This is a genomic window from Streptomyces sp. A1277 (genome assembly GCF_004795015.1).
GTDB lineage: Bacteria > Actinomycetota > Actinomycetes > Streptomycetales > Streptomycetaceae > Streptomyces.
Genome location: NZ_SSBI01000008.1, coordinates 114,301 through 127,334, shown reverse-complemented (window position 1 = coordinate 127,334; position 13,034 = coordinate 114,301). Strand labels below are relative to the sequence as shown.

13 protein-coding genes are annotated in these 13,034 nt (G+C 71.1%); 5 read left to right on the top strand and 8 right to left on the bottom strand.

The genetic code is table 11. The features are described from left to right. Positions 1-18: 18 nt before the first annotated feature. The 8 genes from E6R18_RS08120 to E6R18_RS08085 form a co-directional block, all read right to left on the bottom strand. Positions 19-1,416, bottom strand: coding sequence for a nucleobase:cation symporter-2 family protein (locus E6R18_RS08120; protein WP_136316160.1), 1,398 nt, complete (start codon positions 1,414-1,416; stop codon positions 19-21). Positions 1,417-1,483: 67 nt separating this feature from the next. After that, a complete protein-coding gene (gene pucL, locus E6R18_RS08115) occupies positions 1,484-2,416 on the bottom strand; it encodes a factor-independent urate hydroxylase (RefSeq protein ID WP_136316159.1) in 933 nt (310 codons plus the stop codon). A 7-nt stretch (positions 2,417-2,423) separates the two neighbouring features. Then, entirely contained in the window at positions 2,424-2,816 is a 393-nt protein-coding gene (uraH, locus tag E6R18_RS08110; RefSeq protein ID WP_132900977.1) for a hydroxyisourate hydrolase, read from the bottom strand. A 55-nt stretch (positions 2,817-2,871) separates the two neighbouring features. Then, complete coding sequence (gene uraD, locus E6R18_RS08105; protein WP_136316158.1) at positions 2,872-3,381, bottom strand: 2-oxo-4-hydroxy-4-carboxy-5-ureidoimidazoline decarboxylase; 510 nt, start codon at positions 3,379-3,381, stop codon at positions 2,872-2,874. 176 nt (positions 3,382-3,557) lie between these two features. Further along, a complete protein-coding gene (locus tag E6R18_RS08100; RefSeq protein WP_136316157.1) occupies positions 3,558-3,935 on the bottom strand; it encodes a helix-turn-helix domain-containing protein in 378 nt (125 codons plus the stop codon). Continuing rightward, entirely contained in the window at positions 3,932-4,171 is a 240-nt protein-coding gene (locus E6R18_RS08095) for a hypothetical protein (protein ID WP_136316206.1), read from the bottom strand. The genes E6R18_RS08100 and E6R18_RS08095 overlap by 4 nt, the downstream gene beginning before the upstream one ends. 88 nt (positions 4,172-4,259) lie before the next feature. Further along, complete coding sequence (locus tag E6R18_RS08090; protein ID WP_136316156.1) at positions 4,260-5,435, bottom strand: lactonase family protein; 1,176 nt, start codon at positions 5,433-5,435, stop codon at positions 4,260-4,262. Between the two features lie 135 nt (positions 5,436-5,570). Then, complete coding sequence (locus E6R18_RS08085; RefSeq protein WP_136316155.1) at positions 5,571-6,410, bottom strand: GntR family transcriptional regulator; 840 nt, start codon at positions 6,408-6,410, stop codon at positions 5,571-5,573. A gap of 260 nt (positions 6,411-6,670) precedes the next feature. On the opposite strand from E6R18_RS08085, the gene E6R18_RS08080 reads away from it, so the two are divergent. The 5 genes from E6R18_RS08080 to E6R18_RS08060 are packed head-to-tail and all read left to right on the top strand — an operon-like array spanning position 6,671 to position 12,930. Further along, positions 6,671-7,939 (top strand): extracellular solute-binding protein, encoded by a 1,269-nt coding sequence (locus E6R18_RS08080; protein WP_136316154.1) that lies wholly within the window; start codon positions 6,671-6,673, stop codon positions 7,937-7,939. A gap of 46 nt (positions 7,940-7,985) precedes the next feature. Beyond that, the gene (locus E6R18_RS08075; protein ID WP_136316153.1) at positions 7,986-8,978 is read left to right on the top strand and encodes a sugar ABC transporter permease; all 993 of its coding nucleotides are present in this window, start codon (positions 7,986-7,988) and stop codon (positions 8,976-8,978) included. Then, positions 8,975-9,817 (top strand): carbohydrate ABC transporter permease, encoded by an 843-nt coding sequence (locus tag E6R18_RS08070; RefSeq protein ID WP_136316152.1) that lies wholly within the window; start codon positions 8,975-8,977, stop codon positions 9,815-9,817. Before E6R18_RS08075 ends, E6R18_RS08070 begins: the two co-directional genes overlap by 4 nt. A gap of 33 nt (positions 9,818-9,850) precedes the next feature. Next, positions 9,851-11,443, top strand: a complete 1,593-nt coding sequence (locus E6R18_RS08065; protein WP_136316151.1) for a beta-N-acetylhexosaminidase — start codon at positions 9,851-9,853, stop codon at positions 11,441-11,443. A gap of 53 nt (positions 11,444-11,496) precedes the next feature. Next, positions 11,497-12,930: a cellulose binding domain-containing protein gene (locus E6R18_RS08060; RefSeq protein WP_136316150.1), complete on the top strand. Its 1,434-nt coding sequence runs from the start codon at positions 11,497-11,499 to the stop codon at positions 12,928-12,930. The last annotated feature ends 104 nt before the right edge of the window (positions 12,931-13,034 follow it).

The following is a 13,034-nucleotide window of genomic DNA, read 5'->3' as shown; positions in this document are numbered from 1 at the left end:
TGTGGGCACGGCAGGACCCTAGGAGGATTTGAGTGCCACGGCGGTGCGGCCGTGGGTGCCGAGATGGTGGAAGAACAGGTTGAGCAGGACGGCGACGAGCGCTCCCGCGCTGATTCCGGAGCCCAGGACGGTCTGGGCCCAGGACGGGAAGTCCGCGTAGAAGCCGGGCGCGGCGAGCGGGACGATGCCCGCGCCGAGGGCCACGGCGACGAGGATGATGTTGGAGCTGTCGTCGAGTCCTGCCTCGGAGAGCGTGCGGATGCCGCTGACGGCGATGGAGCCGAACAGGACGATGCCGGCGCCGCCGAGTACGGGCATGGGGACGAGCGAGACGACCGCGCCGAGCACCGGGAAGAGCCCGAGGACCAGCAGGGCGGCGCCCGCCGCGGCGACGACGTAGCGGCTGCGGACCTTCGTCAGCGAGACCACGCCCACGTTCTGTGCGAAGGCGCTCGTGGGGAAGCCGCCGAAGACGGGGCCGATGAGGGTGGCGAGGCCGTCGGTGCGCAGCCCGCGGGTGAGGGTGCGGCCGTCGGTGCGGCGGTCGCAGATCTCACCGACGGCCGGCATCCCGGCGGAGGACTCGGTCATCAGGACGAGCATCACGATGCACAGCGAGAGGATCGCGGCGGGCCGGAATTCGGGCGCTCCGAAGGCGAACGGGGTGGGCACCGCCGCGAGCGGGGCGTCGCGCAGCGCGGTGAAGTCGGCGAGCCCGAACGGCACGGAGGCCAGCGTACCGGTCAACAGCCCCATGAGCAGAGCCACTTGACGCAGGAATCCGCGTCCGAAGCGCTGGATCAGCAGGATGACGACGAGGGTGAACGCGGCGAGCGCGAGGTACTTCATGGCGCCGAAGTCGGCGGCCGTCTTGTCGCCGCCCTGCGCCCAGGAGACGGGTACGGGCATCAGGGTGACGCCGATGAGAGTGATGACGACCCCGGTGACCAGCGGCGGGAAGAACCGCAGGAGCCTGCCGAAGAACGGCCCGACCGCCAGACAGAACACTCCGGCGACGAGCACCGCCCCGTAGATGGCGGGCAGTTGGTGTCCGGGCGCGTTGGTCTCGGCGATGGCGAGCATGGGGGCTATGCCGGCGGAGGAGGCCGCGTTGACGAACGGCAGCCGGTTGCCGGCGAGGCCGCCGATGCCGAGGGTCTGCAGGAGGGTGGCGCAGCCCGCGATCAGCAGGCTCGCGGCGATCAGCCGGGTCATGCCCGCGGCGTCGAGGCCGACGGCCTGCCCGATGATCAGCGGAGGGGTGACGACGCCCGCGTACATGGCGGCGATGTGCTGGAGCGCGGCCGGCAGGAGCCGCGAGGGGGTGAGCTTCTCGTCCACCGGATGGACCGCGCGCTCCGGCGGGGTGGGACAGGGGCCTTCTGCTTGCGCGGGACCAAGTGCAGGCGTTGCCATGGGTTTTCCCTCCGGTCCGGCCGGCTCCCGTCCGCTGCGGACGGACGGGAACCGGCGCGGCGCCGCGTCAGAGGTTGGTCATGTCGACCGGGATCTGCGACTCGACGCCGTCGCGCAGCACGGTGGCCTCGATGAGTCCGTACGGACGGTCGGCCGCGAAGTAGACTGCACCGTCGGCGGTATCGTTCTTCAGTCCGAACGGCTCCAGGTCCACGAGGAAGTGGTGGTTGTTCGGCAGCGAGAACCGGATCTCGTCGATCTCGCTGCGGTTGTTGATGATGCGCGAGCCCATCTGGTACAGCGTCTGCTGGAGCGAGAGGGAGTACGTCTCGGCGAAGGCGTGGAGCATGTGCTTGCGCGCCTGCTCGTAGGACTTCTCCCAGTTCGGCATCCGCTGCTCGTCGCTGGTCCAGTTGTAGCGCCAGCGGGCGGAGACGTCGGTGGCCAGAATGCGGTCGTACGCCTCCTTGAGCGTCGTGTACTTGTCCTTGACGTAGCCCCAGAACTCGGAGTTGGTCGAGTTCAGCACGGTGAGGTCCTTGAGGCCGGACATGACCTGCCACTTCTCACCGTCGAAGGTGATCTGGGCGGTGCGTATCTCCTGGTTCCTGCGCACGAAGGAGTGCTTGACCTCGTCGGACCCGATGAACCGGGAGTTCGCGTCGGAGGCGGCTATGCGGTCCCAGGCGTACTCCTCGATGCGGATGCGCGCGGTCTTGATCGGCTCCTGCGAGGTCACGAAGTGGCGGGCGAGGTGGATGCCGAACTGCTCGGCGGATTCGATGCCGTGTTCCTTGGCGAAGGCGAACACCGTGTTCTTGGTGGTGTCCGTGGGCAGCACGTGCGCGTTGGAACCGGAGTAGTGGACGTCGTCCATCTCGCCGGACAGGGCGACCGAGACGTTCAGGTCCTTGATGTGGTGGGTGTCGCCGTCCCGCGTTATCTTGACGACGCGGTTCTCTGCTTTGCCGTACTGGTTCTGGCCGAGAATCGTGGGCATGTGTCTGCTAGCTCCCTCGGTATACGGAGTAGCCGAACGGGTTGAGCAGCAGCGGTACGTGGTAGTGCTCGCCCGGGGTGACGGCGAATGTGATCGCCACCTCCGGGAAGAACGCGCCGCTGTCCCTTACGCGGGGGGCGTCCTGCTGCGCCTCGGCTTGCTTCTTGGCGGTGAAGTACGGCTCGGTCTCGAAGTCGAGCCGTACATGGGTGGTGCCTTCCGGCAGGGCCGGCAGGTCCTTGCAGCGCCCGTCCGCATCGGTCGCGGAGCCGCCGAGCGCCACCCAGTCCGCGTCGCCGCCCGAGCGGGCGGCGAGCGAGACGGCGACGTCCGCGGCGGGGCGGCCGATGCTGGTGTCCAGAATGTGGGTGGACACCGATGCGGTGGCGAAGGTGCTCAAGACCTTTCCTCTCCTTCTGTCAGGTCGTGTCCGGCCATGCACCGCCGGACACGGCCTACGCGTCTTCCGTGACGAGACGGGTGAGCCGGATGCGGTTGATCTTGCCCAGTTCGGTGCGCACGATCCCCCGCTCCTGCTCGGGCGGGTTCCCGATCCGGGACTTCACCGCGTCGCGCATCTGCTCACCGGTGGCCCCGGTGGCGCAGATCAGGAAGACATGTCCGAACCGCTCCTGGTAGGCCAGGTTGAGTTCGAGCATTTCGGCCTTGAGCTCCTCGGTGGCGCCGGCCATCCCCCGCTGTTCGCGGGAGGAGGTCGGGTCCCCGGGCTTCGGGCGGCCGATCGGCGGGTGACCGGCCATGGCCTCGGCCAGGTCCTCCGCGCCGAGGGCCGCCGTGGCGGTGTCGCTCGCGGAGAGCAGGGCTTCGGTGGTGGCGTACGGGCGGCGGGAGAGGATCGCTCTTCCCCATGCCGCACTGGCACAGACCTCGTGCAGTGCGGCGGCCGCCTCGTGGTCCGCCAGGGTGTTGAACCGGGCGAGGCCCGGCGTGGAGCTCGAAGTCACGGGAGCCTCCGTGGCTGTTCCTCGCTGTGCGTTGGTCGGGCTGCGGATAGCTAACGCCCTCGGCAACACGACGTCAACAGTTTGTTGAAATTCCGTTCACGCAGAAGGCGGCCGCCCGGTGATCCGGACGGCGGCCCGATCGATCCTGTGTCGCCCGCCTGCGCCTGAGCGCCCAACTACGCGCCCTTGGTGCCGTTCTCACGGTTGAGGTAGTTGTAAACGGTGAACCGGGAAACCCCCAGGGCCCCCGCCACCGTCTCGACGCCGTGCCGTACGGAGAAGGCACCGCGTGCCTCCAGGAGCCGGACCGCCTCCTGTTTGGCCTTGCGGTCCAGCTCGGCGAGCGGCATGCCGTGCCGGCGCTCCATCGCGGCCAGGATGTGGTCCAGCGACTCCGACAGCTGCGGCAGCCGGACCGCCACGACGTCCTCGCCCTCCCAGGCCAGCACGACGTCGTCGGCGCGCGCGTCCCCGGGGCCGAGGAGTTCGGCGCCCATGGCGTCGGCGAGCGGCTTCACCGCGGCGACGAGGGGATGGTCCACCGGTCCGGTCACCTCGGGTCCTCTCCGATGACGTTGACCTGGAGCGAGACCCGGGTGGCACCCGATGCCAGCGCCTGGCGCAGCAGGCCGTCCACCGCCGTGAGCACCTCGTCGGCGCCCCCCTCCGCCGTGTTGCCGAACGGGCCGACGTCCACGGCGTCCAGCTCGGCGGCCTGGATGACCTCGCGCGCGACGACCGCGTGCGCGGGCGCCTCGTCGAGATCGAAGGGCTCGGTGGTGAACTCCACTCTCAAGCGCACTGTGCCTCCCTGATGCGTTCCACCGCCGGGGCGACCCGCGGCTCGGCCACGACCCTAACGCCCCGGCGACACCCCCCTACATCGGCAGCACGCAGACCGCGGCCGGTTCCGCGAAGGCCGTGCCCACGGGCTCCAGGGCGCCGGTGGCCGCGTCGACCCGGAAGGCGGTGACCGTGCCGGACTTCTGGTTGGCGGCGAAGAGCAGGCTCCCGTCCGGCGAGAACGCGGTGTGCCGGGGGAAGTCGCCGCCCACGGGGACGGTGTCGAGCAGGCGCAGCGCGGCCCCGCCGTCCTCGATCGCGTACCGGGTGATGCTGTTGTGCCCCCGGTTGGCGAGGTACGCGAAGCGGCCGTCGGAGGTGACGAGGAACTGGGCGGGGTAGCTGGTGCCGGTGCCCGTGCCGGTGGACTGCGGGCCGCCCGGGGTGAGGGTGCCGGTGGCGGGGTCGTAGCCGCAGACGACGGCGGTGTTGTCGACCTCGCAGGCCAGGTACGCGTGGCGGCCGTCCGGATGGAAGGTGAGGTGGCGGGGGCCGGCGCCGGGGCGCAGGGCGGCGTACGAAAGCTGCTCCAGGGTGCCTCGCGCCTCGTCCAGCCGGTACGTGTAGACCGTGTCGGTGCCGAGGTCGACGGCCAGGACGTGGTTGCCGTCGGGGGCCGTGACGATCTGGTGGGCGTGCGGCCCGTCCTGGCCGGGTCCTGGCGCGGGCGAGCTGTGGGCGACCAGGTCCGTGCGCTCCCCCACCGATCCGTCGGCGGCCAGCGGGTGCACGGCGACGCTGCCGGAGGTGTAGTTGGCGCTGAACAGCCAGCGGCCGCCCGGGTGGACGGAGAGGTGGCAGGGTCCGGCGCCGCCGGTGGGCCGGGTGCCCAGGACCCGGAAGGTGCCGTCGTCGGCGAGGGCGACCGCGGTGACGCCGCCGTTCTGCTGCTCGTCCACGGCGTAGAGGGTGCCGCCCGTGGGGTGGAGCGCGAGGTAGGAGGGGTTCTCGACGCCGGTGACGACGGTGCGGGCGGTGATGCTCCCGGTGCTCCGGTCGTACGAGGCGACGCCGATGCCGGTGCCGCCCGGGCTGGTCGAGGTGTAGGTGCCGAGGAACAGGGTGGCGGTGCGGCGGGTCGCGGGGTGTGCGGGGTGCGGCGGGCGGCCGGGGCGGTGGTGGGCGGGGCGCGGGAGGCTGGGGGCGGCGGCGAGGGCGCCGCCCGCCAGGAGTGCTCCGAGCAGGGTGCGGCGGCTGGTGGGGGATGTCATGCGAGGCACCTCGTGGGGTCGGTTGCGTCGGATGTGTCAGCCACAGTGGCCCTCCCCCGGGGCCGCCGCAAGAGGCGCACCGGCCATTGCGCAGGGCGCAACGCCGGGCGCCTCTCGGGCGGGTTCGGGGCGCCGTCAGTCACCGGACTGGATGTCGCCGCGCGTGGAGGAGGTGATCGGCTCGCGCTGGGCGAAGTCCCCCGGCGGGATGCCCGGGTGGTGGCCGCCCTCGACGGGCTGCACGGCGGCGGCCGGGCCGAGGGCCAGCCGGGAGACGATGCGGTAGCGGTCGCCCCGGTAGAGCGAGTGCACGTACTCGACGGGGCGGCCGGTGGTGTCCGAGGTCAGCCGCTCGAAGAGCAGGGCCGGCGACAGCTCCGGCACGTCCAGCAGGCGGGCCTCGGCGCGGGTCACCACGGTCGGCTCGATCGCCTGGACCGCTTCGTGGACGTGCACGTCGTGGCGCTCGCGCAGGTGCTCGTACAGGTCGCCGCTCTCCAGCTCCTCGGCGGACAGGCCGGGCACGAGTTCGGCCCTGATGTGCAGGTGCTCGATGGCCATCGGGGCGCCGTCGACCAGCCGGAGCCGGGCCACGTACACGATGTCGGCCGCCGGTGACATGCGCAGCTTGCGGCCGACCCGGGCGCCGGCCTGGAGGGTGGTGAACTCCAGCAGCCGGCTCGACCAGGTCCCGGCCGCCTGCGGGACCGACAGGGCGAGGTCGGCGGAGATCAGCTCCTGGGTGATCTTCTCGGGCGCGACGAACATGCCCCGGCCGTGCTCGCGTACGAGGAGTCCGGCCGCGACGAGCTCGTCCACCGCGGCGCGCAGGGTGGGGCGGGAGACGCCGAGCGTGGCGCACAGGGACCGCTCCGATGGGATGGCGTCGCCCGGCCGCCGCGACTCGATCAGTTCCAGAACGGCGTCCCGGGCCCGCTCCCGTTTGAGCACCGTCCCCGATGCGTCGGCGTCCATGTGCTGCCCCCTCCTGACGGCGTACATCCTTGACCACTTGCCGGACCAGCCAGCCCAACTGGACCAGTGGTCAGGTGGATTGTAGCCGGTGCCGAGTCAAACCTCGCGGGTCGATTCTCGCGAAGATCACCAAATTCCCCTGATACCAAGGGGGTTGACGGCCCCATTGGTCTATGCCACCTTCATCCACCAACAAGAGGTGAGCTGTCCAGCGGCCTTCACTGGTCAGGTGGTCAGGTCCTGTTCTCCAGAGGTGAACCGTGAAGTACCGCTTGCTTGCCGGTGGGTCCGTGCTCCTGATGGCCGCCGTACTCAGCGCCTGTGGCTCCTCCGACGACTCGTCCGGGAAGTCCGGTGACGGCCGGACGGGCATCGACGTCTGGCTGATGCGCGACAGCGTCTCGGCGCAGTTCCGGAAGGAGTTCGTCAAGGGCTTCGAGGACGCGCACCCCGACATCAGGGTCCGGGTCCAGATCCAGGAGTGGGACGGCATCGGCGAGAAGATCACCGCCGCGCTGGCCAGCAACGACGCGCCGGACGTCATCGAGAGCGGCAACACCCAGGTCGCCCAGTTCGCACAGAGCGGCGGGCTCGTCGACCTCAGCGACAAGGTCGGGGAGCTCAACGGCAAGGACTGGCTGCCGGGGCTCGCCGAGCCGGGGGCGTACGAGGGCAGGCAGTACGGCATCCCGTACTACGCGGCCAACCGGGTGGTCGTCTACCGCACCGACCTGTTCGAGAAGGCGGGCATCGACGCGTCCGCGATCAAGACGCGCGACCAGTGGATCACCGCCACCGGCAAGCTCAACAAGGGCCGCACCCAGGGCATCTACCTGCCCGGCCAGATGTGGTACGCCCTGGCCGGCTTCGTCTGGGACGAGGGGGGCGACCTCGCCACCGAGTCCGGCGGCACGTGGAAGGGCGCCCTGGACACCCCGGAGGCGCTGCGCGGGATGGAGTTCTACGAGAAGCTCCAGGCGCTCGGCAAGGGGCCCAAGGACTCCGACGAGGACGACCCGCCGCAGGCCGATGTGATGGCCCAGGGCAAGGTCGCCCAGGTCGTCTCCACCCCGGGCGGCGCCAACGTCGTCATCGAGAAGAACCCGGACCTCAAGGGGAAGCTCGGCTTCTTCCCGATTCCCGGCAAGAGCGCGGACACTCCGGGCGCCGTCTTCACGGGCGGCTCCGACCTGGTGATCCCCACGGCTTCCGGCAAGCAGGAGGCCGCGCTCACCTTCATCAAGGAACTCACCGGCGACACCTGGCAGAAGAAGCTCGCCGTCGCCATGAGCTACGTGCCGAACCGGACCACGCTCGCCTCCGCGGTGGCCGGTGACCCGGGCGCCGCCGCGATGGCGGCCGGCGCGGCCAACGGCCACGCCACGCCCAACACACCGGGCTGGGCCGCCGTCGAGGCGGAGAACCCGATCAAGGACTACATGGCCGCCGTCCTCACCGGCCGCGACCCGGCGAAGGAGGCCGCCAAGGCATCCGCCGACATCACCCGGGCCATGAACACCGATTCCTGACCCGCCGCCCCGCCCAACCGTCCGAACCATCGAGAGGAGGCGTGCCGTGTCGGTCATCCGGGAACGGACCGCACCCCCCAGTCCCCTGCGCCGGGCCGTACCCGGCACGTCCGGGCCGCCGCCCCGCCCCCGCCGGCGGCGGTCCGGGGAACCGCGCGGCCCGTGGCCGTACGCCCTGATCGCCCCGGCGGTGGGCGGCATGCTCTACCTGCTGGTCTATCCGCTGCTGCGGGCGGTGCTGATCTCGCTCCAGGACTTCCGGCTGCGCCAGCTGATCACGGGCGACGCCGAGTTCGTCGGACTGCGCAACTACCGCACGCTGCTGTCCGATCCGCGGTTCTGGGAGGTGGTCCGGCGCACTTTCCTGTTCATGGCGGTCAACGTGGTCCTGATCATGGTGATCGCGACGCTCGTCGCCCTGATGACCGAGCGTCTCGGCCGGTTCGGCCGCACGGTGGTGCTCAGTTCGCTGGTGCTGGCCTGGGCGATGCCGGTGATCGCGGCCACCACGGTCTTCCAGTGGCTGTTCCACTCCGAGTTCGGCATCGTCAACCATCTGCTGACCGGGGCGGGCTTCTCCTCCTTCGACCGCTTTCCGTGGTTCGCGCACGGCACCGCGGCCTTCGCCATCCTCGTCCTGCTGGTCGTCTGGCAGTCGGTGCCGTTCGCGGCGATCACGATCTACTCCGCGCTGACCACCGTCCCGGCCGAGCTGTACGAGTCGGCGCGGCTGGACGGGGCGAGCGCCGCGCGGATCTTCCGCTCGGTCACCCTCCCGGTGCTCCGGCCGATCTTCCTGCTGGTCTTCTCGCTGGAGGTGATCTGGACGTTCAAGGCGTTCGTCCAGATCTGGGTGATGACGCGAGGCGGCCCGGGCGACGCGACCACCATCCTGCCCGTGTACGCGGTGCAGACCGCGCTCGCCGGCCAGCGCTACGACCTGGGCTCGGCCGCCTCGATGGTCACCGTGGTCCTGATGTCCGGAGTGCTCGTCCTCTACTTCCGCCAGATGCTCCGCCAGGAGGACGAGATCCGATGAGCCGTGCCCGTACCCCGCTCATGCGGCGGCTGCCGCTGAACACCGCCGCCGTACTGACCGTCCTGGTCTGCCTGTTCCCCGTCTACTGGATGATCTCCACCGCGTTCAAACCGTCCCGGGACATCCAGTCCACCGATCCGCAGCTCTTCCCGCACACCTGGACCCTCGACCACTTCCGGACCGCCGTGCAGGCCGACGGGTTCGGGCTCTTCTGGCGCAACAGCATCCTGGTGACGGTGAGTTCGATCCTGCTCGCGCTGGTCGTCGCGCTGGCGTCGGCGTACGCGGTGGCCCGGCTCCGGTGGAAGGGCCGGCGGCAGTTCATGCTGATGGTCTTCATCGCCCAGATGGCGCCGTGGGAGTCGCTGATCATCCCGATCTACATCATCTCCCGCGACACGGACATGCTGGACCGGCTGCCCACGCTCACCCTCGTCTACTTCATGGTCACCCTGCCGTTCTCGGTGATCGTGCTGCGCGGCTTCATCGGGACGATCCCGCCGGAGCTGGAGGAGGCGGCCCAGGTCGACGGGTGCACCAGGACCGGCGCCTTCCGGAAGGTGGCGCTGCCGCTGCTGGCGCCTGGGCTCATGGCCACCTCGCTGTTCGGCTTCATCACCGCCTGGAACGAGTTCGCGTACGCCAACTTCCTGATCATCAAGCACCAGGACAGCCGCACCCTGCCGGTCTGGCTGTCCTCCTTCCAGAACACCTTCGGCACCGACTGGGGCGCCACCATGGCCGCCTCCACCCTGTTCGCCCTGCCCGCGCTGGTGGTCTTCCTGCTGCTCCAGCGCCATGTCACCTCCGGCTTCGCGGCCGGCGCCGTCAAGGGCTGACCGACGACCCAGCTCCCACCCCGGAGGTCCCGCATGCCCGCACCCCGCCCCGAACACTCCCTCGTCCCCCGGCCGCACAAGGTCTCCTCCCGCCCCGGCCGCTTCACCCTCGCCCCGGACACCTCGATCCGCGCCTACCCCGGCGCGGAGGACGCGGCCAACCTGCTGCGCACCCTGCTCGCCCCCGCCACCGGGCTGCCGCTGCCCCCCTCCGCCACCGGCCGCATCGTGCTGGCCCTGGACCCGCAGCTGAGCGGCCTCGGCGAGGAGGGGTACGGGCTCACCATCGGCCCGGACACGGTCCTGCTGCGGGCGGCCCGGCCGGCCGGCCTGCTGTGCGGGGTCCAGACGCTGCGGCAGCTCCTGCCCGCCGAGACACTGTCCGGGGCGGACCGGCGCGGCGGGCCGTGGACGCTGCCCTGCGTGGAGATCAGCGATGTGCCCGCGCACCCGTGGCGCGGCACGATGCTGGACGTCGCCCGGCACTTCCAGCCGGTCTCCTACCTGCGCCGGTACGTGGACCTGATGGCGCTGCACAAGCTCAACACGCTGCACCTCCACCTCACCGACGACCAGGGCTGGCGGATGCCCGTCGCCGCCTACCCGAAGCTCACCGGGATCGGTGGCCACCGCAGCCAGTCGATGGCGGGGCCCCCGGGCGGCGTTCCCGAGATGTTCGACGGGGTGCCGCACTCGGGGGCGTACACCCGGCAGGAACTGCGCGACCTCGTCCGGTACGCGGCGGCGCGCGGGGTGCGGGTGGTGCCGGAGATCGAGATGCCGGGCCATGTGCGCGCGGCCCTCGCCGCCCATCCGGAGCTGGGCAACGATCCCTCGCGGCGGCTGGGCGTGTGGACCCGCTGGGGCGTCTGCGACACGGTGTTCGGCGTCCACGAGGAGGTCTTCGACTTCTGCCGGACGGTGCTGGAGGAGGTCATGGACGTCTTCCCCTCGCCGTACATCCACGTCGGGGGCGACGAGTGCCCGACGACCGAGTGGGAGAACAGCCCGGCCGCCCGGGAGCGGGCCGCCGCGGAGGGGCTGGCGGACGCGCGGGCGCTGCACGGCTGGTTCATGGGCCGGATCGGGTCCTTCGTGACCGAGCGGGGCCGCACCCCGGTCGGCTGGGCGGAGACCGGCACCGAACTCCCCCTCGAATTCACCGTGATGACCTGGCGCGACCCGGCCCACGCCCGCGCCGCCGCCCGCCGCGGCCACCAGGTGGTCGCCGCGCACTACCGGGCCACCTACCTCGACTACGCCGAGTCCGCCGATCCCGGCGAACCGCTTGCGCAGCCGGGCCCGCCGGTCGGCCTGCGCACGGTCCACGGCGACCGGTCGCTCACCGACGACTGGGACCCGGCCGACGCCGGCCGGCTCCTCGGTACGCAGGCCCAGTTGTGGACCGAGTACGCGCGCACCCCGGACCGGATCGAGTACCGGACGTATCCGCGGCTGTGCGCGCTGGCGGACCGCGCCTGGTCGGGCGGCCCCGGCGACTGGCCCGGATTCGTCTCGCGCCTCGGCCCGCACCTGGCCCGGCTGGACGCCCTCGGCGTCCGCTACCGGCCCCTGAGCCCAAGGCCGCTCACGGCAGCCTCCCCAGGAACAGCGCCACCCCAGTGAACACCCGATCGAATACCCACTCCCCCACGACCGTTCCGGAAAGGAACAGGCAGATGAAGCCACTCGCGAAGAGCCGGATGCGCGCTGCCGCCGCGGCCGCCGTCACCGTGGCGCTGGGCTGTACGGCACTGGCCGCGGTCCCCACGACGGCGAGCGCCGCCGACGGACCGCTCGCCGTGCAGTACCGCACCGGCGCGTCCGGGGCCACGGCCGACCAGAGCGAACCCTGGCTGAAGGTGCGCAACACCGGCAGCGGGTCCGTGCAGCTCAGCGACGTCAAGGTCCGCTACTACTTCAAGGGCGAGGCGGCGGGCGACGCCTACCGGTTCGCCTGCTCCTGGGCGGTGAAGGGCTGCGGGAACATCACCGGGACCTTCGGCACGCTCGCGTCCCCGACCGCCACCGCCGACCGCTACCTGGAGATCGGCTTCACCTCCGGCGCGGGCTCGCTGGCACCGGGTGCCGACACCGGTGACATGCAGCTGCGGTTCTACCGGTCGAGCTGGCAGCCGCTGGTGCAGAGCGACGACTACTCCTTCGGCGCCGGCGCGACCGCGTACGCCGACTGGTCGAAGGTGACCGCGCAGCTGGGCGGGGCCACGGTCTGGGGCCAGGCCCCCGAGGGCAACACCCCCACCGACCCCACCGACCCGACCGACCCGACCGATCCGCCGGAGGACGCGCCGACGCTCTTCGACGACTTCGACTACAGCGGCCACACCGATCCGCAGATCGCCGCGCACGGCTGGAGCGTCCGCTCCAACTCCGGTGGGCCCGGGGTGCCGGGCGCCACCTGGGCGCCGGAGAACGTCACGTTCGCCACCGAGAGCGGCAACTCCATCATGAACCTGGAGACGTCGACGGCGGGCAGCGGTGAGTCGACCAAGCAGACCGAGATCCTGACCCAGTCCATGAAGTTCCGCAACGGCACCTACGCGGCGCGGGTGAAGTTCGAGGACGCGCCGAAGTCGGGCCCGGACGGCGACCACCTCGTCCAGACGTTCTTCACCATCAACGACCTCAAGGCGCCGATGGCGGACGACTACGCGGAGTACGACTTCGAGTACCTGCCCAACGGCGGCTGGGGCGAGAGCGGCAACATCCTGTACACGACCTCGTGGGAGACCTACCGGCCCGACCCCTGGGAGGCCGTCAACGAGCACACCGAGTCCCGGCAGAGCTACGCCGGCTGGCACGACCTGGTCGTGACCATCGACAACAGCGAGATCACGTACTCCATCGACGGCCAGGTGTTCGGCACGCACGGCGCCGCGTACCTGCCGGAGCGGGGCATGTCGATCAACTTCAACCAGTGGCTGATCGACCTGGCCGGGCAGACGAGCACGGCGCCCCGCGCGTACGACCAGCAGGTGGACTACGTCCTGCACGTGAAGGACCAGGTGCTCACCCCGGCCCAGGTGAACGCCCGGGTCAGCGCCTACCGCGCGGCGGGGACGACGTTCCAGGACACGGTTCCGGCCGGGTGAGCCGGTAGCACGACGAGCGGGCGGGGCGGACGGCCGAGGGGCCTCCGCCCCGCCTTTCGCCTGTCCGGAGCGGGGTGAGGCCCCTCCTGACCGGGTCGAATTCC

Coding starts and splice junctions, on each gene's coding strand:
- E6R18_RS08120 (WP_136316160.1), bottom strand. CDS start 1,416: ATGGCAACGCCTGCACTTGGTCCCGCGCAAGCAGAAGGCCCCTGTCCC.
- pucL (WP_136316159.1), bottom strand. CDS start 2,416: ATGCCCACGATTCTCGGCCAGAACCAGTACGGCAAAGCAGAGAACCGC.
- E6R18_RS08090 (WP_136316156.1), bottom strand. CDS start 5,435: ATGACATCCCCCACCAGCCGCCGCACCCTGCTCGGAGCACTCCTGGCG.
- E6R18_RS08085 (WP_136316155.1), bottom strand. CDS start 6,410: ATGGACGCCGACGCATCGGGGACGGTGCTCAAACGGGAGCGGGCCCGG.
- E6R18_RS08070 (WP_136316152.1), top strand. CDS start 8,975: ATGAGCCGTGCCCGTACCCCGCTCATGCGGCGGCTGCCGCTGAACACC.
- E6R18_RS08065 (WP_136316151.1), top strand. CDS start 9,851: ATGCCCGCACCCCGCCCCGAACACTCCCTCGTCCCCCGGCCGCACAAG.
- E6R18_RS08060 (WP_136316150.1), top strand. CDS start 11,497: ATGAAGCCACTCGCGAAGAGCCGGATGCGCGCTGCCGCCGCGGCCGCC.